General features: G+C 75.7%; 13 protein-coding genes. All 13 read left to right on the top strand.

Going from position 1 to position 24,894, the window contains the following annotated elements; genetic code table 11:
• Positions 1 to 322 precede the first annotated feature (322 nt).
• The 13 genes from ABD126_RS27465 to ABD126_RS27405 are packed head-to-tail and all read left to right on the top strand — an operon-like array spanning position 323 to position 24,894.
• Entirely contained in the window at positions 323 to 7,669 is a 7,347-nt protein-coding gene (locus ABD126_RS27465; RefSeq protein ID WP_343936843.1) for an amino acid adenylation domain-containing protein, read from the top strand.
• 17 nt (positions 7,670 to 7,686) lie between these two features.
• On the top strand, positions 7,687 to 8,775 hold the full coding sequence (locus ABD126_RS27460) for a cysteine synthase family protein (RefSeq protein WP_343936842.1): 1,089 nt from the start codon (positions 7,687 to 7,689) through the stop codon (positions 8,773 to 8,775).
• Positions 8,772 to 9,788: an arginine beta-hydroxylase, Fe(II)/alpha-ketoglutarate-dependent gene (vioC, locus tag ABD126_RS27455; protein WP_343936841.1), complete on the top strand. Its 1,017-nt coding sequence runs from the start codon at positions 8,772 to 8,774 to the stop codon at positions 9,786 to 9,788. The genes ABD126_RS27460 and vioC overlap by 4 nt, the downstream gene beginning before the upstream one ends.
• The gene (gene vioD, locus ABD126_RS27450) at positions 9,788 to 10,906 is read left to right on the top strand and encodes a capreomycidine synthase (RefSeq protein WP_343936840.1); all 1,119 of its coding nucleotides are present in this window, start codon (positions 9,788 to 9,790) and stop codon (positions 10,904 to 10,906) included. The genes vioC and vioD overlap by 1 nt, the downstream gene beginning before the upstream one ends.
• 46 nt (positions 10,907 to 10,952) lie before the next feature.
• Positions 10,953 to 12,200 (top strand): MFS transporter, encoded by a 1,248-nt coding sequence (locus ABD126_RS27445; RefSeq protein ID WP_343936839.1) that lies wholly within the window; start codon positions 10,953 to 10,955, stop codon positions 12,198 to 12,200.
• Between the two features lie 14 nt (positions 12,201 to 12,214).
• Positions 12,215 to 15,385, top strand: coding sequence for a non-ribosomal peptide synthetase family protein (locus ABD126_RS27440; RefSeq protein ID WP_343936838.1), 3,171 nt, complete (start codon positions 12,215 to 12,217; stop codon positions 15,383 to 15,385).
• On the top strand, positions 15,382 to 18,240 hold the full coding sequence (locus ABD126_RS27435; protein ID WP_343936837.1) for an amino acid adenylation domain-containing protein: 2,859 nt from the start codon (positions 15,382 to 15,384) through the stop codon (positions 18,238 to 18,240). The genes ABD126_RS27440 and ABD126_RS27435 overlap by 4 nt, the downstream gene beginning before the upstream one ends.
• Positions 18,237 to 18,983 carry a thioesterase II family protein gene (locus tag ABD126_RS27430; protein WP_343936836.1) on the top strand — a complete coding sequence of 249 codons (747 nt, stop codon included), beginning with the start codon at positions 18,237 to 18,239 and terminating at the stop codon, positions 18,981 to 18,983. Before ABD126_RS27435 ends, ABD126_RS27430 begins: the two co-directional genes overlap by 4 nt.
• Complete coding sequence (locus ABD126_RS27425) at positions 18,980 to 20,662, top strand: condensation domain-containing protein (RefSeq protein WP_343936835.1); 1,683 nt, start codon at positions 18,980 to 18,982, stop codon at positions 20,660 to 20,662. Before ABD126_RS27430 ends, ABD126_RS27425 begins: the two co-directional genes overlap by 4 nt.
• Positions 20,659 to 21,810 (top strand): acyl-CoA dehydrogenase family protein, encoded by a 1,152-nt coding sequence (locus ABD126_RS27420; RefSeq protein ID WP_343936834.1) that lies wholly within the window; start codon positions 20,659 to 20,661, stop codon positions 21,808 to 21,810. The genes ABD126_RS27425 and ABD126_RS27420 overlap by 4 nt, the downstream gene beginning before the upstream one ends.
• Positions 21,811 to 21,813: 3 nt before the next feature.
• Positions 21,814 to 22,812, top strand: coding sequence for an ornithine cyclodeaminase (locus ABD126_RS27415; protein ID WP_343936833.1), 999 nt, complete (start codon positions 21,814 to 21,816; stop codon positions 22,810 to 22,812).
• Positions 22,809 to 23,696: an ornithine carbamoyltransferase gene (locus ABD126_RS27410; RefSeq protein WP_343936832.1), complete on the top strand. Its 888-nt coding sequence runs from the start codon at positions 22,809 to 22,811 to the stop codon at positions 23,694 to 23,696. Before ABD126_RS27415 ends, ABD126_RS27410 begins: the two co-directional genes overlap by 4 nt.
• Complete coding sequence (locus tag ABD126_RS27405) at positions 23,689 to 24,894, top strand: condensation domain-containing protein (protein WP_343936831.1); 1,206 nt, start codon at positions 23,689 to 23,691, stop codon at positions 24,892 to 24,894. The genes ABD126_RS27410 and ABD126_RS27405 overlap by 8 nt, the downstream gene beginning before the upstream one ends.

Here is a 24,894-nt window from a genome sequence, read left to right as displayed (position 1 = left end):
CCCCTCCGGAGCAGCGCGGAGCCCGGTCCTGGGAAAATGTGGCCCCAAATCACGCCAATGGGGGAAGTGAACCCCGTCAAAATCACTCTGCGTGATTAGTTTTCTCCTACCAGCGGACGAGGCGTCACCCTACTTAGGAACGAATGGCACTCGTTCGAAATATCCGCACCGGGCATTCGCCGGAATGAGGCGGCGGGCCACCAAAGGAAGTCTGTCGAAAACGGCGGGGTCACTCATAGGCTGAGCGGCGTCCCCAATTCGCGACGACCGGAGGGCCATTTGCCCGGGCCGGGTCGGATCGACATCAGCCGGAGACGCCACCATGACCGTTGACCTCACGATCGAGCTGCGCCTGACGCTGAACGGCGACCCGGACGTGCCCGCGCTGACCCGGGCGTGGGCGGCGCTGCGCGCCCGGCACCCCGCCCTGGCCGGTCCGCTGGGGGCGCACCGGGACGTCGCCGAGTTCGAGGACGCGGTGCGCGCGGGACCCGGCTGCCACCTGCTGCGCGCCCCCGGCCGGCGCGAGTTCGCGCTGACCGCCGGGTGCGACGCGGCGTCGGTGCCCGCGGTCCTGGCCGAGCTGTCCGCGCTCTACGCCCGCGAGCTGGGCCACCCCTCCGAGGGGCTGCCCGCGCCGGCCCAGGTCGTCCCGGACGACCGCCCGCCGCACGACGTCGAGCCCCTGCCCGGACCGGAGCCGGCCGGACTGGAGCAGCCCGGATCGGAGCCGGCCGGACTGGAGCTGGCCGAATCGGAGCCGGCCGGGCTGGAGCTGCCCGAATCGGAGCTGCCCGGACTGGAGCCGGCCGGGCTGGAGCTGCCCGGGCTGGAGCTGTTCGGGCGCGGCGAGCCGGGACCGCGCGTGGTCACCCGCGTCGACCTCGGCCACCCGACCCGCCGGCACGTCTCCGCGCTCGCCCGCCGGCACGGCGTGACCCGCGAGGTCGTCGTCGTCACGGCGTGGGCGCTGCTGCTGGGCGAGCTGGCCGAGCGGGAGGAGTTCGTGCTGGGCCTGGTCACCGACCCCCGCGACCCGGCCGCGCACCGACCCGCCGTGGGCGCGCTGCGCGAGGCCCGCCCGCTGCGGGTGGACCTGACCGGCCGGCCGTCGTTCGCCGAGGCGCTGCGCCGCACCACCGCCGCCGTCGCCACCGCCCGGTCCCGCCGCGGTGACGCGCCCGCCGACGTGGCGGTGCAGTACGGCGAGCAGCCGGCGGCGGCGCTGCGGCTGGCCGGCCTCGACCCCGCCGCGGTGCCCGCCGGGTTCTGGCTGGCCGACGACCTGCCCGGCCCGCACCGGGTCGTGCTGCGCCTGCTGGACACCCCCGACGGGCTGCTCGCCGGCGTCGCGCACCACCCCGACGCCCTCGACGGCCCCGGCGCGCGGCGCTGGGTGTCCCGGCTGGCCGCGCTGCTGGCCGGCGCGCACGACGAGTCGCCCGAGCCCGTGGTGATGCCCGAGGACGAGCACCGCCGGGTCGTGCTCGCGCCCAACGCGACCGCCGTGGACCTCGGTGCGCCCGCGACGGTCCACGACCTGGTCGCCGAGCAGGCCCGCCGCACCCCGGACCGGACCGCGCTGGTCTTCGCCGGCAGCGAGGTCGGCTACGCCGAGCTGGACGCCCGCGCCAACCGCCTCGCCCACGAGCTGCGCGAGCGCGGCGTGCGGCGGGAGACGCCGGTCGCGGTGTGCCTGGAACGCGAGACGGGCCTGGTGGTCGCGCTGCTGGCGGTGCTCAAGGCGGGCGGCGCGTTCGTGCCGCTGGACCCGCAGTACCCGCGGCACCGCCTGGCCCACATGCTCGCCGACTCCGGCGCGGCCGTGGTGCTCACCCAGGGGCGGCTGCGCGACCGGTTCGCCGGCGACGGCCCGCCCGTGCTGGTGACCGACGACGACGCGACCCGGTTCGCCCACCACCCGAGCAGCGCGCCGCCGGCGTCGTCCGGTCCGGACGACCTCGCTTACGTCGTCTACACCTCGGGATCGACCGGGCGGCCCAAGGGCGTGATGGTCGAGCACCGGGGCATCGCGTCCTACCTGCGCGGCATGCAGCACGACTTCCCGCTCACGCCCGAGGACCGCGTGCTCCAGGCGACCTCGCTGTCCTTCGACGTGTCGGTGTACGAGATCTTCTGGCCGTTGCAGGTGGGCGCGGCGGTGGTGCTGCCCGCGCCCGGCGGGCACACCGACCCGTACCACCTGTCGGAGCTGATCCAGCGGCACGGCGTGACGTGCCTGCACTTCGTGCCGTCGCTGATGCGGTTGTTCGTGGAGGAGGCCGACCCGGGGGCGGGCGCCGGGCTGCGGCGGGTGTTCGTGTCCGGTGAGGCGCTGGACCCGTCGCTGGTGGCGCTGGTGCACGAGCGGACCTCGGCGGAGCTGGTGAACCTGTACGGGGCGACGGAGGTGTCGGTCGACTCGACCTACTGGACCGCCGACCGCGCCCGGCCCGACCGCCCGGTGCTGGTGGGGCGGCCGATGGCCAACGCCACGGCGTACGTGCTGGACCAGCGGTTGCGGCCCAAGCCCGCCGGCGTGGTCGGCGAGGTCTTCCTGGGCGGCGCGAGCGTCACCCGCGGCTACCACGCGCGGCCGGCGCTGACGGCGGAGCGGTTCGTGCCCGACCCGTTCGGGCCGCCCGGGTCGCGGCTGTACCGGACCGGCGACCTCGGTCGGGTGACCCCGGACGGCGACCTGGAGTTCCTGGGGCGGCGCGACCACCAGTTCAAGCTGCGCGGGTGGCGGGTGGAGGCCGGCGAGATCGAGGCGGCGATCACCGCGCACCCCGGCGTGAACGGCGCGGTCGTGGTGACCGAGGGCGCGCACGAGCACGCGACCCTGCTGGCCTACGTGGGCGCGGACGCGGGGCTGGACCAGGCGGCGCTGCGGGAGTTCCTGGCTCGGCGACTGCCCCGGCCGCTGGTGCCGGCGCGGTTCATCCGCCTGGACCGCCTGCCGATCTCCCCCAACGGCAAGGTGGACCGCGCCGCCCTGCCCAAGCCCGACCAAGTGCCCGCCGAACCCGCGCCCGCGGCACCGCCGGCGCACACCACGAACGGTCGGCCGGCACCGGCGCACGCCACGGACGGTCGGCCGGCGCTGGAGCACGGCTGGAACGGTCGGCCGGCGCTGGAGCGCGGCTCGGACGGTCGGTCGGTGCTGGAGGTGGTGCTGGCGGTCGCGGCCGAGGTGCTCGGCGCGCCGATCGGGCCGGACGACAGCTTCTTCGGCTCCGGCGGCAACTCCATCCAGGCCACCCGCCTCGCCGCCCGCCTGCGCGCCGCCCTGCACACCGACGTCCCCGTGCGGCTGGCGTTCGAGGCGCCCACCCCGGCCGCGATGGCGGCACTCCTGGCCCCGCCGTCCCCCGAGCCCGTCGCCGAGGTCTCCCGGGCCGAGCAACGGATCTGGCTGCTCAGCCGGCTCGGCGGCCACCCCGCCGAGTACGCGATCCCCGTGGCGCTGCGCCTGGCCGGCCCACTGGACGTCGCCAAGCTCAAGCGCGCCGTGGACGCCGTCGTGCGCCGCCACGAGGGCCTGCGGCACGTCTTCCCCGAGGCCGACGGCGCTCCGACGCGGGTCGTGCTCGAACCGGGCTCGATCACCGTGGCCGAGGAGGCGAACCGGTCGGTGCGCGAGGTGCTCGCCGAGGGTGTCGCCGCGCTGGACCCCGCGACCGGCCCGCTGGCCCGCTTCACGCTGGTCGACCAGGGCCCGCACGACCACGTGCTGGCCATCGTGCTGCACCACCTGATCGCCGACGGCTGGTCGGTGGACGTGCTGCTGCGCGACATCGCCGCCCACTACGCCGGCGCGCCGACCGCCACCCCCGGCCGCTACGCCGACTACCTCGCCCTGGAACGGGCCGAGGAGCAGGACGGCACCCTGGGCCGCGCCCTGGAGCACTTCGTCACCGCGCTGGACGGCGTGCCCGACGAGGTCAGCTTCCCGCCCGACCACCCCCGCCCCGCGCAGCGCACCGGGCGCGGCGACGTCGTGCGGCACCGGATCGACGCCGCGCCGGTCACCGCGCTGGCCGAACGCTTGCGCACCACGCCGTTCGCGGTGCTGCTGGCGGCGGTGGGCGTGCTGCTGCACCGCGTCGGCGGGCACCGGGACGTGGTGGTCGGCACGGCCGTGGCGCGCCGGCCCGACGCCGAGCTGGACCACCTGGTCGGCCTGTGCCTGAACACGCTCGCCCTGCGCTGGCCCGTGCAGCCGCACCACACGCTGGGCGAGGTCATCCGGGCGGTGACCGACCGGCTCGCCGACGGCCTCCAGCACGACGCCGCGTCGTTCGACCGGGTGGTGGACAAGCTCGCCCCCACTCGCGACAGCGGTCGCACCCCGGTGTTCCAGGTGATGGCGCTCTACGAGGAACCCTACGAGACCGCGCTGGCGCTGCCGGGCGTGACGGCCACCGACGTGACCGTCCACTGCGGATCGGCGCAGGCGGACGCGTCGTTCGGGTTCGTGCCGCGCGACGGCGGGATCGACCTCACCCTCCAGTTCTCCACCGACGTGTTCACCCGCGCCACGGCGACCCGGTGGGCACGCCGCCTGGCGACCCTGCTGGCCGGCGCCGCGGCGGACACCAGGGTCGCGGACCTGCCGCTGCTGCCGGAGGACGAACGCCAAGACCTGGAACGCTGGAGCGGCACCACGCGCGAAGCGCCGACCACGACGCTGCACGGCCTCGCCCACGAGATCGCGCAACGCCACCCGGACCGCCCGGCGATCCACTTCGGACAGAACAGCCTGACCTACGGCGAGTTCGACGCGCGAACCGCCCAGCTCGCCCACGAGTTGCGCGCCCGCGGCGTCCGAGCCGAAACCCCGGTCGTGGTGTGCCTGGAACGCTCCCCCGAAGCGCTGATCGCCGTCTACGGCGTGCTGAAGGCCGGCGGTGCCTACGTGCCGGTGGAGACGAGCAACCCCGACCGGCGGATCGCCGAGCTGATCGCCGACTCCGGAGCGGCGCTGGTGCTCACCCGGCGGCGACTCGCCGACCGGATGGCCGCGCTGGGCGCGGAGGTCGTGGTGGTGGACGAGCCGCTGCCCCGGCGCCCCACCACCGACCCGGAACCACTCACCGGTCCCGACCACCTGGCGTACGTGATCTACACGTCCGGCTCCACGGGCCGCCCCAAGGGCGTGATGGTGCAGCACGGGGCGGTGCTGAACTTCCTCGACGCGCTGGACCGCCGCTTCGACCTCACCCCCGACGACCGGCTGCTGCACAAGTCCCCGCTGGCGTTCGACGTGTCGGTGCGCGAGGTCTTCTGGGCGCTGACCCGGGGCGCGTCGGTGGTGGTCGCCGAACCCGGCCGGCACGCCGACCCCGGCTACCTGGTGGACCTGGTCGAGCGGGAGCGGGTGACCGTCGCGCACTTCGTGCCCAGCTCGCTCGCGGTGTTCCTGGAGGGCCTGCCCGGACCCGGCCGGTGCCCGACCCTGCGGCACGTCCTCACCAGCGGCGAGACGCTGCCGGTGGCCACGGCCCGCGCCGCGCGGCGCCTGCTGGGAGCCCGGCTGCGCAACATGTACGGCCCCACCGAGACCACGGTCGAGATGACCGACCACGACGTCGTGGACGACACCGTGGACCGGCTGCCGATCGGCCGCCCGTTCGAGGGCGCGGTCGTGCGCGTGCTGGACGCGGACCTGCGGCCGGTGCCGCCGGGCAGCACCGGCGAGCTGTGCGTCGGCGGGCTGCCGGTGGCGCGCGGCTACCTGGGCCGCCCGGCGCTGACCGCCGACCGGTTCGTGCCCGACCCGCTGGGACCGGCGGGCGCGCGGCTGTACCGCACCGGCGACCTGGCCCGGCTGCTGCCCGATGGACAGCTGGACTTCCTGGGGCGCAACGACTTCCAGGTCAAGGTGCGCGGGCACCGGATCGAGCCCGGCGAGGTCGAGGCGGTGCTCGGCGCGCTGCCCGGCGTGCACGGGGCGCTGGTCACCGCGCACGACGACCGGCTCATCGGCTACGCCGTCACCGACCGGGACGGCGAGGAGCTGCGGACGGCGCTGGCCGAGCGGCTGCCCGAGCACCTGGTGCCGTCCGCGGTGCTGACGCTCGACCGGTTCCCGTTGACCGGCAACGGCAAGCTCGACCGCGCGGCGCTGCCCACCCCCACCGGCCGGCACACCGGCGACAGCCGCCCGCTGACCGCGACCGAGGCGGCGCTGGCCGCGATCTGGCGCGAACTGCTGGACGTGCCCGAGGTGCGGGCCGAGGACCACTTCTTCGCGCTGGGCGGCCACTCGCTGCTGGCGGCCCGGGTCGCCGCCCGCGCCGGCGCCGCGCTGGGCGTCGCGCTGCCCCTGCCGACCGTGCTGCGCTTCCCCCGCCTCGCGGACCTCGCGACCGCGGTGGACGGCACGCGCGCCGACCGCGAACCCGTCCGGCCCCGGCCCGACCGGCGCCACCGCGCCCCGCTGTCGTCCGCGCAGCGCCGGCTGTGGATCGAGGAGAACCTCCGGCCCGGCACCGCCACCTACACCGTGCCGGAGGCGTTCCGGCTGCGCGGCGAGCTGGACGAGACCGCGTTCGCGGCGGCCGTGGACGACGTGCTGCGCCGCCACGACGCGTTGCGCGCCCACGTCGAGTCCGTCGAGGACGGTGAGCCGGAACTGGTGGTCGCGCCCGGACCGCGCACCGCGCTGCGCGTCGGCGACCTGCCGGCCGACCGGGTGCGGGACGCGCTGGCCGCCGAGTCGGCGCGGGTGTTCGACCCGGCCGGCCCGCTGGTCGCCACGAGCCTGCACCGGCTCGCGCCGGACGAGTGGCTGTTCCAGTTCACCGCGCACCACCTGGTGGTGGACGGCTGGTCGCTGGACGTGCTGTGGCGCGACCTGGCCGCCTGCTACCACGACCGCCGCGAAGGCCGCACACCACCACCGCGCGAGGGCCTGACCTTCACCGACTACACGTGGTGGGAGCACGAGACCCGTGACCTGGACCCGCACCTGGCGTTCTGGCGCGGGGAACTGGCCGGACTGCGCCCGCAGCCGCCGGCCGACGCGCACGGCCCCGGCGCGGTGCTGGACTTCGCGCTCGGCGCGGCGCTGTCCGACGAGCTGCGCGCCACCGCCGCGGGCCTGGGCGTCTCGCCGTTCGTGCTCGGGCTGACCGCGTTCGCGCTGGCGCTGGGCGAGGACTCGCCGGGCGCGATCGGCGTGGAGGTGGCCAACCGGGCCTCCGCCGCGACCGCCGACCTGGTGGGGCTGTTCGTCAACCACGTGCCGGTGCGGGTGGCGCCGCGCGGCACCGGCCGGGAGGCGGTGGCGGCGGTGGACGAGGCCCGCCGGCGCGTCCTGCCGCACGAGCACGTGCCGTTCGACCTGGTGGTGGACCTGCTGGGGCCCGGGAGGGCGCCGACGAGCGTGGCGTTCTCGCACCTGGACGTGCGCGGGCACGCACCGCGGCTGGACGGCGTCACCGCCACCCGGCTCACCCCGCCGCACAACGGCACCGCCAAGTTCGACCTCCTGCTGGAGGTGCTGGACACCGAGCACGGCCTGACCGGGGCGTTCGAGTACCGGCCCGAGCGGTTCACCGCCGCCCGCGTCGCGCAGGTCCGCAACCACTGGGAGGCCGCGCTGCTGACGCTGCTGGCCGACCCGGACCTGCCGGTGGACGCCCGCCGACCCGATTTCGCGTGATGTCGAGGGGGAACGACGTGCTGTCAACGGTCGACCCGGCGGCGGAGCTGAGCGCCACCGCCGCCGAGGTCCTGGAACACGTGGACGCCGCGGTGGCGGCGTACCCGGAGGTGCCGATCGCCCGCGTGCGGGTCGAGGTCGCGGGCATCCCGCGCACCCTGCTGCTGAAGCTGGAGGGCCGCTCGCCGTGGCGGTCCATCAAGGGCCGCACCGCGCTGGGCCTGGTCCGCTCGATCGCGCCGCGCATGGCGTCGCGGGACGTCACGGTCGTGGAGTCCACCTCGGGCAACCTGGGCGTGGCGCTGTCGGCGATCTGCCGCGACCTGGGCCTGCCGTTCGTGGCCGTGGTGGACCTCAAGCAGTCGCCGGTGATCCAGGCGGCGATCGAGGCCAACGGCGCGCGGCTGGAGGTCGTGCGGACGCCGGCCGCGGCCACCACGCACCTGCTGGACCGGCTGGACCGGGTGCGCAAGCTGGTCGCCGAGATCCCCGGCGCGGTGTGGCCCAACCAGTACGAGAACGACGCCAACCGGCACGTGCACGAGACGTGGACCGCGCCGGAGATCGACCGCCAGGTCGGCGGCGAGGCGCAGGCGGTGTTCGTCGCGGTGTCCACCGGGGGCACGCTGGCGGGCCTGGCCGCCCACTTCCGCCGCGCCCGCCCGGCGACGCGCCTGGTGGCCGTGGACGTCGAGGGCTCGACGGTGTTCGGCGGCGTGCCCGGCGGGCGCGTGCTGACCGGCATCGGCGCGAGCCGCCGCTCCACCTTCCTGACCCGGGCCGAGTGCGACGACCTGGTGTACGTGCGGGAGGCGGCGGCGATCGCGGCGTGCCACGTGCTGCGCGCCGACACCGGGATCGCGGTCGGCGGGTCCAGCGGCGCGGTCGTCGCCGGCGCGCTGGACCACCTCGCCGCCCACCCCGCGCTGACCACCGCCGTGTGCGTGTGCGCCGACCTCGGCGAGAACTACACGCGCACGGTCTACGACCCCGACTGGCTGGCCCCGCTGCGGCTCACCGACGACCCCGGACTCCTGCGGTCCCGCCTGCGCGGGGCGCGCTTCCACCACGCCGAACCGGACACCGGACAGGAGAGCACCCCATGACCGCCATCCGCGAGATCCGGCTCAGCGAGCCGGAGTCCGCGCAGGCCGCGCTGCTCGCGCTGGAGTGCGCGCAGCGCTACGCCGAACCCGACTCCGCCGACTTCCTCGCCGACGCCGCCGTGCTGGCCCACGACCTGCCCCGGGCGGTGCGCCGGCAGGTCGAGCGCGCCCGCCTGGACGACCGGCTGCACGCGCTGGTCGTGCGCGGCAACGACGTCGACCAGGACGCGCTCGGCCCGACCCCGCCGCACTGGCGGCAGGCGCGCACCGCCGCGTCCCGCCGCTACGGCTTCCTGCTGGTGCTCTACGCCTCCCTGCTCGGCGACGTGGTCGGCTGGGCCACCCAGCAGGACGGGCGCGTGGTGACCGACGTGCTGCCCATCAAGGGGCAGGAGGACTCGCTGGTCAGCTCCAGCAGCAGCGTGGAGCTGGGCTGGCACACCGAGGACGCGTTCTCCCCCTACCGGGCCGACTACGTGGGCCTGTTCTCGCTGCGCAACCCCGACTCGGTGGCCACCACCGTGGCCGGGCTGGACCCCGACCTGGTCGGGCCGGCCGTGGTGGACGTGCTGTTCGGCGAGCGCTTCCACATCCGCCCCGACAACTCCCACCTGCCCACGCACAACAGCGGCGGCCGGTTGAGCGACTACTTCGCCGGGATCGTCGAGGCGGTGGAGAACCCGCGCGCGGTGTCGATCCTGCGCGGGCACCGCGACGCGCCGCAGTTGTGCGTGGACAGCGACTTCACCACCGCCGTGGACGGCGACGCCGAGGCCGCGGGCGCGTTGGACACGCTGGTCAAGCACCTCGGCGGCGCGCTGTACGAGGTGGTGCTGGGCCCGGGTGACGTGGCGTTCCTGGACAACCGCAACGTCGTGCACGGCCGCCGTCCGTTCCGGGCCCGGTTCGACGGCACGGACCGCTGGCTCAAGCGCATCAACGTGACCGCGGACCTGCGCAAGTCGCGGGCGGCGCGGCGCGACGCCCAGGCGCGCGTGCTGGGTGAGGCGTGATGGTGGGCGACCTGCCGGCCGCCGCGCTGGAGGACTGGTTGCGGGAGCGGTACTTCACCGCCCGCGTGGACGTCTCCAGCAGCGGCGTGGCCGACCACCGGTTGGCGGACCTGCGGCGGTTGGGCGGGATCACCGTCGAGGAGTTGGACGCGGTGGTGTTCCGCGACGGGCCGTCGCTGGGCGCGGACCGGCTGCGCGCGGCGCTGGCCGACCGGCTGCGGCCGGGACCCGACCACGTCGTGATGACCGCGCACGGGTCCAGCGAGGCGCTGTTCCTGGCGATGACCGCGCTGGTGCGGCCCGGTGACGAGGTGGTGGTGCCCGACCCGGCCTACCACTCGCTGTCGGCGCTGGCGCGGGCGTGCGGGGCGGTGCTGCGGCCGTGGCCGGTGCTGGGCGCGGCGCCCGACCCGGCGGACCTGCGGGCGTTGTTGACGCCCCGCACCCGGCTGGTCGTGGTGAACTTCCCGCACAACCCCACCGGGGTGACCGTGGACGCGGCGGTGCAGGCCGAACTGCTCGACGTGGTCGGGCGCAGCGGGGCGTACCTGTTGTGGGACAACGCGTTCCGCGACCTGGTCTACGACGCGCCACCGCTGCCCGAGCCGACCGCGGCGGGCGGGCGGGTGCTGTCCACCGGCACGCTGTCCAAGGCCCACGGGCTGCCGGGGCTGCGGGTCGGGTGGTGCGTGCTGCCCGCCGACCTCGCGCCGGAACTGGTCCGCGTCCGGGACTACCTGACGCTGAGCCTGTCGCCGCTGACCGAACTGCTCGCCGCGGTCGCCGTGGAGCACGCCGACGAGCTGATCGCGCCCCGGCTGGCGGAGGCGACCGCCAACCGGCGGCGGCTGCTGGACTGGGCCGCCGCGCACGGCGTGGACTGCCCCGCGCCGGGCGGCGGGGTGACCGCGTTCCCCCGGTTCCCGGGGGTGGCCGACGTGACGCCGCTGTGCGACCGGCTGATGTCCGAACACGGCGTCCTGACCGTTCCGGGCGGTTGTTTCGGATTCCCCGGCCGAATGCGGATCGGATTCGGCTGCGACCCCGCGGTGTTCGAGGCCGGGTTGACCGCGCTGGGCGCCGTGCTGGCCGAAAAGCGGTTGCCGGCAAAACTGTGACTGGTTGACTACGCAGCGCAACATCGCCGTTTCGAGAGGAATCACCGTGGCAGCCATCGAGAACGCGCCACGCAGGCTGCGCGACAACAGGGACTTCCGGTTCTGGTGGGGCGGCACCGTGCTGTCGGCCATCGGCGACGAGGTCACGCTGATCGCGTTTCCCCTGCTCGTGCTGTTCCTGACCGGGTCGCCGACGCACGCGGGCCTGGTCGGCGGCGTGGCGGCCGTGCCGCCGCTGCTGCTGAGCGTGCCGATCGGCGTGCTGGCCGACCGGACGTCCCGGCGGGCGCTCATGCTCGGCGGTTCCGTGGTCAGCGCGATCTCCATCACGTCCATTCCGGTCGTGCACCTTTTGGGTGAACTCACGCTTCCGCATTTGTACGTGGTCGCATTTGTCAACAGCGTTGCGGCGACCGTGTACCGGATCGCCGACACCGCCGCGCTGCCCCGGATCGCGGGCGAGGAGAAACTGGGCGAGGCGGCGTCCCAGAGCGAGACGATCTGGGGCATCTCGGCCATCGTCGCGCCGCCGCTGGCCGGGCTGCTGTTCGAGACCGCCGGGCCGACCTCGCCGTTCTGGATCGACGCCGTGTCGTTCGTGGCGATCATGGTGTGCGTCCTGGCGATCCGGGCCCGGCTCGGCGCGGACAAGCCCTACCCGGAGGTCTCCTGGCGGCAGGACCTCACCACCGGCGCGCGCGTCACGCTGAGCCGGCCGCTGGTGCGGGCCCTGACGATCCTGACCGTCGCGGGCGACTTCCTGTTCGCGGGCATCGGCCTGCTGCTGATCGTCATGGTGCGGGAGAACGGCGCGTCGGGGCTGGAGACCGGCACCGTGTTCACCGCCGCCGCGGTGGGCGGCATCCTCGGCTCGGTGCTCGCCGGCCGGGTCGAGGACCGGATCGGGATGATCCCGGCGGTGCTGACCAAGCACTGGCTGACCGCCGCGCTGTTCCCGCTGCTGCTGGTGGACCTGCCCGGCTGGGCCACCGGGCTGGTCTGGGGCCTGATCTCGTTCCAGATCTCGATCCTCAACGTGATCCAGATGAAGTACCTGATGAGCGTCATCCCCAACAGCAAGCTCGGCCGCGTCGAGGGGTTCCTGACGTTCATCGAGCAGGGCAGCCTGCCGCTGGGCTACGCGCTCACCGGCGTGCTGCTGGGCCTGCTCGGCACCACGTCCACGCTGCTGGCCTACGAGGCCGTGCTGCTGGTCCTGGCCGTCTTCGCGACGGTCAGCCGGGGCCTGCGCACCCCCGCGCACCCCGACGAGCCCGCCCGATCATCGGGCTGACGCCAGGAGAGCTGATGACCCAGGTCGACTTCACCCGGTGGGACCTGCGCACCGACGCCGAGAAGCACGCCACCCCCACCGTCCTGAATGGACCGCCGCCGGCGTGGTCGCCCGACACCACGCTGGCGCGGCTGGTGCTGGACCAGGCCGACCGCACCCCGGACGCGGACGCGGTCCGCATCGGGCCGGACGCCCTGACCTACCGCGAGCTGGCCGCCTCCGCGCGGCGGGTCGCGGCCTGGGTGGCCCGGCAGCCGCGCACCGGGCCGCCGCGCGTCGGCGTGCTCGGCGAACGGTCCCTGGCGACCTACCCGGTGCTGCTGGGGGTGTTGCTGGCGGGCGGCGCGTACGTGCCGCTGGACCCGGCGGCCCCGCCCGCCCGGCTGCGCGCGGTGCTGTCCAGGGCCGGCGCGCACGCCGTGGTGACCACCGCGGAGAGCTGGGCGTTGGTGGAGCAGCCGGGGCTGCCGGCGCTGCTGACCGACCAGCCGCTGCCCTTCCAGCGGTCCAAGGTGGACAGCGGGCGGGTCGCCGTGCTGGCCGGGCTGCCCGACGCGGGCGAGCCGGTCGGGCCGGCACCGGACGACGTGGCCTACGTGATCTTCACCTCCGGTTCGACCGGCACGCCCAAGGGGGTGGTGGTGCAGCACCGGGCGGCGGTCAACCTGACGTGCTGGGCCCGCGACCTGGTGCCGATGGGGCCGGGCAGCCGGGTCACCCAGAACGCGTCCCTGCACTTCGACGCCTCGGTGCAGCAGATCTTCCCGGCGCTGGCGTCGGGGGCGACGCTGTTCCCGGTGCCGGAGCGGGTGCGGCTGTCCGGGCCGGAGCTGGCCGCGTGGCTGGCCCGGCACCGGATCACCCACTGGGACTCGGTGCCCTCGCTGTGGACGCCCGTGGTGGAGCACCTGGCCGACCGGATCGCCGCCGGGGAACGCGTGCTGCCCGACCTGCGGGCCGTGCTGCTGGCCGGCGAGCCGCTGCCGGCGCGCCAGGTGGACCGGTGGCGGTCGTGGGAGCAGGGGCACCGGCTGTTCAACGTCTACGGGCCCACCGAGGTGACCGTGAACGCGACCGCGTTCGAGGTGACCGGGCCGGTGGGCGCGGTGGTGCCGATCGGGCGGCCGTTGCCGGGGATCACCGCCTCCGTGCTGGACGCGCACGGCAACCCCTGCCCGGTGGACGCCGACGGCGAGCTGTTCCTGGGCGGGGTGGGGCTGGCGCGCGGCTACCTGGACGACCCGGAGGGCACCGCGCGGTCGTTCGTGGAGCGCGGCGGCGAGCGGTTCTACCGGACCGGTGACGTGGTGCGGGTCGGTGCGGACGGCCTGCTGGTGTTCGTGGGCCGCCGCGACGACCAGGTGAAGCTCAACGGCGTCCGCGTCGAGCCGGCCGAGATCGAGCACGCCCTGCTGGCGCACCCCGGCGTGACCGAGGCGGTGGCGGTGGTGCTGCGCGAGGAGGGCCGGGCGGAGCTGGTGGCGTGCGTGGCCTCGGCGGTCGAGCTGTCCACCGAGGACATCCGCGCCGGGCTGGCGGAACAACTGCCGGCGGCGCTGGTGCCGTCGCGGGTGGTGGTCGTGGAGTCGTTGCCGCACAACGCCAACGGCAAGCTCGACCGGGCCGCGTGCGCGGAGCTGGCGCGCGACCTGTCCGGCCCGTCGGGCGGCGCCGGGCCGCTCGGGGCGACGGCGGCGACGCTGCTGGGCATCTGGCGCAGCGTGCTGGGCCGTGACGACATCGGCCCGGACGACGAGTTCTTCCAGGTCGGCGGCAACTCGATCACCAGCATCCGGTTGCGCCGCGAGTGCGTGGAGGCCGGGCTGCCGATCCGGGCGGTGGACGTGTTCCTGCACCCGACCGTGCGGCGGCTGGCCCGGTACGTGGACGACAACCGGACCACCCTGGCCGCGCGCGCCCGTCCCGCGCCGGAGGAGTCGCCGACCGACGGCGAGTTCCCCCTGCTGCCCGCCCAACGGCCGCTCGCCCTGGCCGCGCTGCTCAGCGACGGCGGCGCGCAGCGCGGTCTGGTGCAGGAGACCGTCACCTACCGGGCGCCGCTGGACGTGGACGCCGTGCGCGGCGCGCTGGAGGTGCTGCTGGAGCGGCACGAGGTACTGCGGACGGCGGTCACGCCGGGTCTGGCGCAGCGGGTGCTGCCGAAGGTGGCGGTGCCGTTGGAGGTGGTGGACCTGACCGGCGTGGCCGACCAGTGGGGCGCCGTGCTGGAGGCGGCGGACCGCGACTACGCGACCCCGTTCGACCTGGCCGAGCCGCCGCTGGTGCGGGTGCGGGCGTTCGACCGGGGCGAGGTGTTCTCGCTGACCTGGACCCTGCACCACGTCATCTCCGACGGGTGGTCGTGGGAGATCGTGCAACGCGAGTTCGACCGGCTGCACGTGGCCCTGCGGGCGGGCAGGTTCCGGCCGCTGCCGCCGCCCGTGCTGCCGCTGCGGGCACTGGCCCGCCGCCTGGGCTCGGGCGGGACGCCGGACCCGGCGTGGGTGACGCGCCTGGCCGCCACGCCCGCTCTGCTGCTGCCCGCCGACGGGAACGGCGTCGGCGGTGAGCACATCGAGTGGCCGATCGATGCCGAGACGCACCGCGAACTGACCGCCCGCGCGCGGGCCGCCGAGGCGTCGCCGGCCGCGATCCACCTCCTGGCCTTCACCGAGGCGCTGCGGCGGGTGTGCCGGCAGGACGCGTTCGCCGTCGGTGTCGTGTCCTCGGGCCGCAACGTGGACGTGCCGGGCGTGGAGGAGGCCGTCGCGTGCCTGGCCCGGACCGTGCCGCTGCCGGTGGACGCCGTGGGCAGCGCCGAGGCCCGCCTGGCGCGGCTGCACCGCGACCTCGCCGTGGTGGTCGGCATGGACGACGTGGACACCGACGTGCTCCCGGCCGACGTGCCCGCCGGCGTCCGGCACCCGGTGGCGACCTTCGTCTTCCAGAACTACCCGGACGCGACCGTGCCGCCCGGCCACCGGCCGCTGCCCGAGGTGCCCGGGGAGGGCCGCTGGCGCGAGGCCGGGTCGGACCCCTTGGCTCTGGTGTGCTTCGAGGACGACGGCGTGCCCGGCTGCCGCCTGGAGTTCGACACCGCCGCGGTGTCCCGGGCGACCGCCGAACTGGTCGCCAAGGAGGTCCGCCGGGCCCAGAACCGACTCGCGAAGGGGATGCAGCCGTGACCGCGGACGCCGCGCTCGAACCCGACGAACGGGCCGCCTGGCTGGCCTACAACGACACCGCCGAGGACTTCCCCGGCCCGCACCTGCTCGCCCGCCTCGACGCCGTGGCGCGCGAGCACCCCGACCGCCCCGCCGTGCGGGCCGTCGACGGCGTGTGGACCTACCGCGAACTGCACCGCCGCGCCGACGCCGTGGCCGCCTTCCTGGCCGCACGGGGTGTTCGGCCGGATTCGGTGGTGGCGATCGCGGCCACCCGCGCGCTCGCCCCGTACGCCGCGCTGCTCGGCGTCCTGAAGGCCGGGTGCGCCTACGTGCCGGTCAACCCGGACGACCCCGCCGACCGGGTGGCGTTCGTGCTGGCCGACGCCGGCGCGACACCGCTGCTGCTGGACACCGACCCGGCGAGCCTGCCCGACGCGCCCGCGCCGGACGTGCCGCACGAGCCGGACCGGGTCTGCTACGTCATCTACACCTCCGGCAGCACCGGCCGCCCCAAGGGCGTCGTGATGGCCGAACGCGCCGTGGACAACCTCACGCACTGGGTGGCGCGGCGGCACGACGTGCGGCCCGACGACCGGCTCGGCCAGACCGCGCCGCTGACGTTCGACCCGTCCGTGCAACAGGTCTTCCCCGCCTGGGCGACCGGCGCGTGCCTGGTCACCGTGCCCGACGACGTCCAGCGCGACCCGGCCGCCTTCCTGCGCTGGCTGCGCGCCGAACGCGTCACCCACCTGGACCTGGTGACCTCGCACTGGGTGCACCTGCTCAACGCCGCCGAGGCGCGCCCGGCGGAGCTGCCGGACCTGCGGTGGATCATCATCGGCGGCGAGACGTACTACTACCACCAGACCCACCGCTGGCACCGGGTCGTGTCCTCCCCCGCGCGGCTGAACACGATCTACGGCCCCACCGAGGCGGCGGTCAACGCCACCGAGCACCTCACCGAACCCGACCTGGACCGCGGCCAGGTGCCCATCGGCGTCCCGCTGCCCAACTACCGCCTCTACGCCCTGGACGAGGACGGGCGGCTGTGCCCGCCGGGCATCACCGGCGAGATCCACATCGCCGGCGCCGGCCTCGCGCGCGGCTACCGGTCGGCCGAGGCGACCGCGAAGGCGTTCCACCAGCTGGAAGTCCACAGTGGACGGACCGAGCGGCTGTACCGGACCGGCGACCTCGCCCGGCTGGTGCGCCACGCCGACCGGTGGGTGCTGGAGTTCCAGGGCCGGGTGGACAGCCAGGTCAAGATCTCCGGCTACCGCGTCGAGCTGGAGGAGGTGGACGCGGCGGTCAAGGCCGTGCCGGGCGTGCGGGACGCGGCCGTCGTGGTGCGCGGGGAACCGGCCGAGCAGCTCGTGTGCTGCTACGTCGGCGACGTGCCGCCGGACCGGCTGCGCTCGCAGCTGACCGGGCGGCTGCCCGCCTACCTGGTGCCGCACCTGCTGGTGCCGGTGGACGCGTTGCCGTTCACCCGCAACGGGAAGATGGACACCGCCGAGCTGGCCGCGCTGGTGCGGCGGTTCGCGCTTGACTCCGCCGGCCGCGCCCCGCGCCCCGGTGTGGAGTCCGTGGTCGCGGCGGTGTGGGCCGAGGTGCTGGACCTGCCGGAGGTGTCGGCGGACGCGGACTTCCTGGGCCACGGCGGGTCGTCGCTGCTGGCGTTCCGGGTCGTGGACCGGCTGCGCCGGCGCGGGGTCCGGGTGCGGCCGGCCGACGTGCTGCGCGAGCGCACGGTCGCGGGACTGGCCGCCGTCGCCGAAGAGGACCTGGTGCTGACGCCCTCGACACGGCTGGCCCTGCGCCGGCCGGGCGGCAACGCCACCCTCGACATCGGCCTCCCCGCCGACGTGCCCGCCGAACGGGTCCGCGCCGTGCTGGAGGACATCGTGCGGCGGCACCCCGTGCTGCGCGCCCGGATCGACGACGACGGCCCGCGCGCGGTGCCGGTGGACCGGTTCGAGCTGCGCGCCCTCGACGGCCCGGTGGACGACGCCAAGGCCCGGCTCGCCGAGTCCACCGACCTGGCGACCGGGCTGCCCACGGCCGCCGCGCTGGTGGCGGGCCGGCTGCTGGTGTCGATCCGGCACGAGCTGGTCGACGGCGCGGCGCTGCGCCGGGTCGCCGACGAGGTCGCGGCCGGCCTGGGTCGCGCGCCGCGGCCCCGCCCGGTCGTGCCGGTGGCCGACCAGCCGCTGGGCGGACCGGCGCCGGACGGGCTGCGCGGGCACCTGGTCCGCTTCCGCGAGGCCGAGAAGGCCGCGCTGGCCGTGCTGCCGCGCGAGCACCGCGACCGGGTGGTGGAGGTGGACCTGGGGCACGCGCCCGACGCGCTGCTGGACACCCCGCCGACCCGCTGGCACGCCCGCCTGGTGGCCGCCGCCGCGACGGCCGTGCGGTCCTGGCTGGAGCTGGTCGACGTGCCGGTGAGCGTGCCCCGGCACTGGCCGGGCGCGGGCGACTCGGTCGCGAACCTGGCCGACGTGCTGCCCCTGGTGGTCGCCGACGACGACGAGGCCGACGCGCAGTGGCGGCGCTTCGCCGACCCGGCCGTGCACTGGGGCGCGGCGCTGCTGGACGCCTGCCCCGACCTCGCCGACGACTGGCCCGCGCCCCGGATCGCGCCGCACGGCTCGTTCCGGCTCGTGGTGACCGCCGACGACGAACCGCTCGCGCCCGACCTGCCGCTGCACGAGAGCCCCACGGCGTTCGACCCGGCGTCGGCGGGAGCGGTGGAGTTCGCGGTCGTCGCGGGTGAACGCCTGCGGCTGCACGTCACCGGCTGGGACCTGCCCGCCGACGAGGTCAAGGCCGTGGCCGCCGGCTGGGTCGAGGCGTTGGCGGGTGAGCGGCGGTGACGCCCGACCCGCACTGGCTGCGCCCGGTGGGCGGGCGGTCCGGCGGCCCGGTGCTGCTGTGCCTGCCGCACGCGGGCGCGGGCGCCTTCGCCTACGCCGGCTGGGACCGGCAGGACGCGTTCGACGTCGTGGCCGTCCAGCTGCCCGGCCGGGAGGACCGGTTCGCCGAGCAGCCGATCACCGACCCCGAGCACCTCGTCCGCGAGATCGCCGACGCGCTGGGCGAGATCGCCGAGCAGCCGCTGGCGCTGTTCGGGCACAGCCTGGGCGCGTTGATCGCCTACGACCTGGCCCGCGAACTGGACCGCCGGGGCGCGCCCGACCCGCTGCTGCTCGCGGTGTCCGGGCACGTGCCGCCGCACCGGCTCGACCCCGACCGGGCGCGCGACCGGTCCGACGCCGAACTGGTCGAGCACGTCCGCGACCTGAACGACGACCCCCTGGACGACGTGCTGGCCGACCCGGAGTGGCGCGCGATGCTGCTGCGCCCGCTGCGCGGCGACCTGGCCCTGCACGACGCCCACACCCACCGCCCCGGCCCCCGGCTGCGCGTGCCCGTGCTCGCGCTGACCGGCGCGGACGACGACGCCACCCCGGCCGAGGACACGGCGGCGTGGGCGGAGCTGACCGAGGGCCCCTTCACCCACCGGGTCCACCCCGGCGGGCACTTCTACCTCCGCGCCGCCAGGTCGGCCGTCCTCGACGACCTCGCGCACCACCTCGAAGGAGCGTGGCGACCATGACGACCGACACCCCAACGACCACCGGCACACCAACGACCACCGACACACCAGCGACCACCGGCACCCCGGCGACCACCGGCACCCCGGCCCCGCCGGGCCGCGCCGAGATCGTCGCCGCCGTGCTGCCGGTGTTCGCCGAGGTGCTCGACGCGCCGGACCTCACCCCCGACAGCGACTTCTTCGTCCACGGCGGCAACTCGCTGCTGGCCATCCGGGTCGCCGGGCGGGTGGGCCGCAGGCTGGGCCGGCAGGTCCCGCCCGCCGGCGTGCTCAAGCACCCGACCCCGGACCTGCTGGCCGCCCACCTGGAGGAGGAGTTCCGCGGCGGCGGCGCGCCGCCGATCCCCGCGCCGCGCGCCGGGGCGGAGGCCGACCGGCGGCCGTCCACCGCGCAGGAACGGGTGTGGCTGCTGCACCAGCTCGACCCCGACCGGCTCGACCACCTGGTCACCGTGGCGCTGGACGTGGCCGGGACGGTGGACCCGGCGGCGTTCACCGCGGCGTGGACCGCGGTCGTGCGCCGGCACGAGGCGCTGCGCAGCCGGTTCGTCAAGGCCGACGACGACCGGGTGGCGGTCGTCGTGGACGCCGAGGCCGCGCCGGAGATCAGCGTGCTGGACCTCGCCCGCTTCCCCGCCCCGGTGCGGGACCGGCTCGCCGGGGAACGGGTCCGGCTCCTGCGCACCACCCCGATCCGGCTGGACACCGGCCCGCTGGCCCGGTTCGCGCTGCTGCGCCTGGCCGACCGGCGGTACCGGATCGAGCTGGCCGTGCACCACATCGTGTGCGACGGCTGGAGCCTGGACACCCTGCTCGCCGACTTCCTCGACGCCTACGGACGCGCGCTGGCGGGCCGCTCCCCCGCGCTGCCGCCGCCAGCGGTGGGCTTCGCCGACTACGTGGCGTGGGAGCGGGACGTGGAGTCCTCGCGGTGGCCGGACATGGCCGTGCGGCTGGCCCGCCGGTTCGCCGACCGGCCCGCCGACCTGCCGCTGCCGGTGGACCCGGTGGACGTGCCGGCGCACGAGGACGGCGACGACGTGACCGTGCACGCCCCGCCCGGCCTCGCGGCGGCGGTGGAACGCGCCCGGACCTCCTTCGGGCACACCGCGCTCACGTTCCACCTGACCGCGCTGGGCGTCCTGCTCGCCCGCATCACCGGCGTGGACGACCTGGTGGTGGCGGTGCCGGTCGCGGGCCGCGCGCAGACCGAGCACGAGGACCTGGTGGGGCTGTTCGTCAACACGGCCCTGGCGCGGGTGCGGCTGGGCGGCACCTCGGACGTGCGGGTGCTGCTGGAGCGCAACCGCGACGAGGTGGACGAGCTGGTGGACTGCCAGACCTTCCCGTTCGACCGCCTGGTGGACCTGCTCGGCGCGCGCCGCGCGGGCACCAGGGTGCCGCTGGCCCGGGTGTCGCTGGCGGTGCAGAACTTCGACGACCCCGGCACGCCCGCGCCCGAGCTGGGCTTCACCTGGCAGTTCCGCGACCCGCCGGAGCGGCAGAGCAAGTTCGACCTGGCCTTCACCGTCTCCGACACCGACGGCCTGCGGTTGACGGTCACCTACCGGCCGTCGCTGTTCCGCCGGGCCACCGTCGCCGCGTGGGCCGGCCAGTACCTCGTGGCGCTGGAGCACGTCGTGCGCGGCGTCGCCGACCCGGAGGGGAGCGCGCGGTGAAGCTCAACCGGCAGCACGAGTTGTTCCGCGAGTCGGTGCGGATGGTGCTCGACCGCGAGTGCGTCGAGCTGGTCGACGACTGGGAGCGCGACGGCGTCATGCCCGTGCACCAGCTGTGCAAGACCCTGGCCGGCGAAGGGCTGCTGGGCCTGACCATGCCGGTGGAGGACGGCGGGCTGGGCCTGGACCTCGGGTACTCCTACGTGTGGGCGCAGGAGCTGGGCCGCGTCCCGGCCGGCGCGCCCGCGATGGCGTTGTCCGTGCAGACCGACATCGTCGCGCCGCTGCTGGCCCGCGCCGGCACGCCCGAGGTGCGCCGCGACGTGCTGCGGCCGGCCATCCGGGGCGAGCTGGTGGCGGCGCTGGCCGCGACCGAACCGGCGGGCGGGTCCGACCTGGGCGCGCTCACCACCACCGCCGTGCGCACCGGGCGCGGCTTCACCGTCAACGGCACCAAGGCGTTCATCACCAACGGGTCGGTCGCGGACTTCGCCGTGGTGCTGTGCCGCACCGGTGAGGCGGCCGGCATCGGCGACCTGGCGCTGCTGGTGGTGCCGACGAACCTGGCCGGGGTGCGGCAGGTCCGCCACACCGGCAAGCTCGGCCACCGCTCGTGCGACCACGGCACGCTGACCTTCACCGACGTGGAGGTGCCCGCGGCCTACCTGCTGGGCGAGGTCGGCGAGGGCTACGAACTCCAGACCCGCACGTTCACCCGGGAGCGCTGCTTCCTGGCCGTGGTCGCGCTCGGCCAGGCCGAACGGGTGCTGCGCGCGACCGTGCACCACGCGCGCCGCCGCCGCGTCCTGGGCCGCGCGCTGACCGACCACCAGGCCATCGGGTTCCGGCTCGCCGAACTCGACGCCGAACTCGACCTCGTGCGCGGCTACGCGGGCGAGGCCTACCAACTGCTCGCCGACGGCGCGCAGTGCCTGCGCGAGGCCAGCATCGCCAAGCTGCGCGCCACCCGCCTGCTGCGCGAGGTCGCCGACGTCGGGCTCCAGGTCCGGGGCGCGGCGGGCTACCTGGGCGTGGACGACGTCGAGCGCACCTACCGCGACGCCCGCGCGGGCAGCTTCGCGGGCGGGGCGGACGAAGCGCTGCTGCACCTCATCGCGGGCCACCTGACCAGCACCGAACAGGAGTGAGGCATGACGCCGAGGGAAGAACTGCTGTTCCTGGACCGCGCGACCGTGCGGGCCTGCGTCGCGGGCGTGGACCCCGTCGAGGTGGTCGAGTCCGTGCTGCGCAGCCACGCCGCCGGCCGCACCACCCTGCCCGCCGAGGGCTACCTGCCGTGGGAGAACGACCAGGGCGCGTACTGCCGGTCCATCGCCATGCTGGGCGCGGTGGACGGCGAACGCGGCCCCACCTACGGCATCAAGCTGATCAACGCCGCCGTCTCCAACCCCTCGATCGGCCTGGACCGGGCCGGCGGCTGCGGGTTCCTGTTCGACCCGCGGACCGCGCGGCCCGTGGTGCTGGCGGAGGCGGCCTACCTGTCGGGACTGCGCACCGCCGCCTACACGATGGCGAGCCTGCGGCACCTGGGGCCGGTGGGGTTCGACGCGGTGAGCTTCATCGGCACGGGGGCGCAGGCCCGCGTGCACGCCGAGCTGCTGGCCCGCTACTTCCCGGCCGTGCGGGACCTGCACGTGTTCGACTCCGAGCGCTCCAGGGCCGAGGCGTTCACCGGCGCGTCCGGGCACACCGTGCACGTGCACGAGACCGCCGAGGCGGCCGTGCGCGCCAGTAACGTCCTGGTCACCCTGACCACGGTCAACGACGGGTACATCCCGCACGACTGGTTCCGGCCGGGGTCGTTCGTCGCGCACGTGTCGCTGGACGACCTGCTGCCCGAGGTGTTCTTCAAGTCCGAGGCGCTGTTCGTGGACGACCTGGAGCTGATCCGGGAGAACCCGCGCCGGGTGCTGGGCGCGCTGCTGGCCGACGGCGACGTCCCGGTCACCGGGTCGCTGGGCGGCGTGCTGACCGGCGCGGTGGCCCCGGTGCGGCCCCGGGACGGGGTGGTGGTCAGCAACCCGTTCGGCATGGCCGTGCTGGACGTGGGCCTGCTGGCGGAGGTCGCCGCGCACGCCCGCTCCGCCGGGCTGGGCACGACCCTCGACCTGCTGGGCGCGGCCCGATGACCGGCCTGTACTCGCTGGCGGACCTGTCCCCGGCGGACGTCCTCGCCCTGGCGGACCGGTCGGTGCAACTGCACCGCGACCGGACCGCGCACGACCGCCCGCTGACCGACCTGGTGGTGGGCACCCTGTTCACCAAGACCTCCACCCGCACCAGGACGGCGTTCACCACGGCGGCGCTGCGACTGGGCGCGTCGGTGGTCGCGTTCGGCCCGGACGAGTTGCAGACCGCCACCGGCGAGTCCACCGCGGACACCGGCCGGGTCCTGGCGTCCATGCTGGACGGGCTGGTCGTGCGCACCGCCGGGCCGGTCGCGCGGCAGCGGGAGCTGTCCGGCGGCGGCGTGCTGCCGGTGGTCAACGCCATGAGCCGCGAGGAGCACCCCACCCAGGGCCTGACCGACCTGGCGGTGCTGCGCCACCACTTCGGCGACCTGGCGGGCGTGCGGGTGCTGTACGTGGGCGAGGGCAACAACACCGCCGCCGCCCTGGTGCACGCGCTGGCCGCCGTCCCGGGCTGCGAGCTGGTGCTGGCCTGCCCCAAGGGCTACGGGCCGCGCGACCCCGGCCCGTGGCGGGAGGTCGCGGACCTGGCGGAGGTCACCGGGGACGTGGACGTCGTCTACACGACCCGGTGGCAGACCACCGGCACGGCCAAGGCCGACCCGGACTGGCGCGAGGCGTTCCGGCCCTTCCACGTGGACACCGCGCTGATGGACCGGTGGCCGGACGCGGTGTTCCTGCACGACCTGCCCGCCCACCGGGGCGAGGAGGTGGCCGGCGCGGTGCTGGACGGCGCGCGGTCGCTGGCGTGGACGCAGGCGGCGATGAAGGCGGCGAGCGCGATGGCGGTGCTGGAGCGGTTCGTCGGGGGTCGCCGTGCTTGACCTCTCCCCCGCCCAGCGCAGCCTGTGGGTGCTGCACCAGCTGGACGACACCGGGTTCACGCTGTCGTCGGCGCACCGGCTGCGCGGGCCGTTCGACCTCGGCGCGTTCACGGCGGCGGTGGACGCGGTGGTGGCCCGGCACTCGCCGTTGCGCACCCGGTTCCCGGTCGGGGCGGACGGCGGGCCCGACCCCGTGGTGGACCCTCCGGGGCCGGTGGTGGTCGAGGCCGTCGCGGCGGAGGGGTTCACCGCCGCGCACGCCGAAGCCGCGCGGTTCTGCGCCCGGCCGTTCGACCTGGCGCGGGAGTGGCCGCTGCGGGTGCTCGTGGCGCGTCTGTCCACAGAGGACCACGTGGTGGCGTTGGCGGTGCACCACATCTCCTGTGACGGGGTGTCGCTGGGGCTGCTGCACGACGAGCTGTCCCGGCTCTACGGCGGTGCGGAGCTGCCGCCCGTCGCCGACCACCGGGAGCTGGTGGCGCGGCGTGCGGTGGACCCGGCGGCGGTGGCCCGGTGCCGGGACCGGCTGGCGGGCGTGCCGCCGCTGGCCGCCGACCGGCCCGCGGTGCGGTCGGGCAAGGGCGACCAGGTGTGGTTCACCGTGCCCGCCGACCTGACCGGCGCGGTGCGGGCGTGCGCGCGGCGGCACCGCGTCACCGCGTTCATGGTGCTGCTGGCCGCTTTCCAGCTCGTCCTGCACCGGCGGACCGGGCAGACCGACTTCGCGGTCGGCGTGCCGGTGGCCGGGCGCGGCGACCCGGACAGCGAGAACGTCATCGGCCTGTTCACCAACACCGTCGTGGTGCGGGCCGACCTGGCCGGCGGGCCGGGCCCGGCGGAGGTGCTGCGGCGGGTGCGGGAGGCCGCGTTCGACGCGTTCGCCGACCAGGACGTCCCGCTGGACGCGGTCGTGGCGGCCGTGGGCGAACCGCCCGACCCGGCGCGCACCCCGTTGTTCCAGGCCCTGTTCACCTTCCAGGACGCGCCGGTCGGGCGGCTGGCGCTGCCCGGCGTGCGGTGCGTGGAACTGGACCTGCCCACCGGCGCCGCCGCCTCCGACCTGGAGCTGGAGCTGGTGCGCGACGGCGACGAGCTGGCCGGGTCCCTGGAGTACTCGACCGACCTGCACGACAGCGGCACGGCCGCGGCGCTGACCGCCGACTTCCTGGCCGTGCTGGACGAGATCACCGCGGAATAG

The organism is Saccharothrix mutabilis subsp. mutabilis, assembly GCF_039521145.1.
In the GTDB taxonomy this organism is placed as follows: Bacteria; Actinomycetota; Actinomycetes; order Mycobacteriales; family Pseudonocardiaceae; genus Actinosynnema; species Actinosynnema mutabilis.
This window is presented reverse-complemented; position numbering and strand designations above follow the sequence as displayed.

What these genes read in the sequence shown, in the direction of transcription:
- ABD126_RS27410 (WP_343936832.1), top strand. Translation starts at nt 22,809, where the DNA reads ATGACCGGCCTGTACTCGCTGGCGGACCTGTCCCCGGCGGACGTCCTC.
- vioC (WP_343936841.1), top strand. Translation starts at nt 8,772, where the DNA reads ATGACCGCCATCCGCGAGATCCGGCTCAGCGAGCCGGAGTCCGCGCAG.
- vioD (WP_343936840.1), top strand. Translation starts at nt 9,788, where the DNA reads ATGGTGGGCGACCTGCCGGCCGCCGCGCTGGAGGACTGGTTGCGGGAG.
- ABD126_RS27440 (WP_343936838.1), top strand. Translation starts at nt 12,215, where the DNA reads ATGACCCAGGTCGACTTCACCCGGTGGGACCTGCGCACCGACGCCGAG.
- ABD126_RS27465 (WP_343936843.1), top strand. Translation starts at nt 323, where the DNA reads ATGACCGTTGACCTCACGATCGAGCTGCGCCTGACGCTGAACGGCGAC.
- ABD126_RS27425 (WP_343936835.1), top strand. Translation starts at nt 18,980, where the DNA reads ATGACGACCGACACCCCAACGACCACCGGCACACCAACGACCACCGAC.
- ABD126_RS27415 (WP_343936833.1), top strand. Translation starts at nt 21,814, where the DNA reads ATGACGCCGAGGGAAGAACTGCTGTTCCTGGACCGCGCGACCGTGCGG.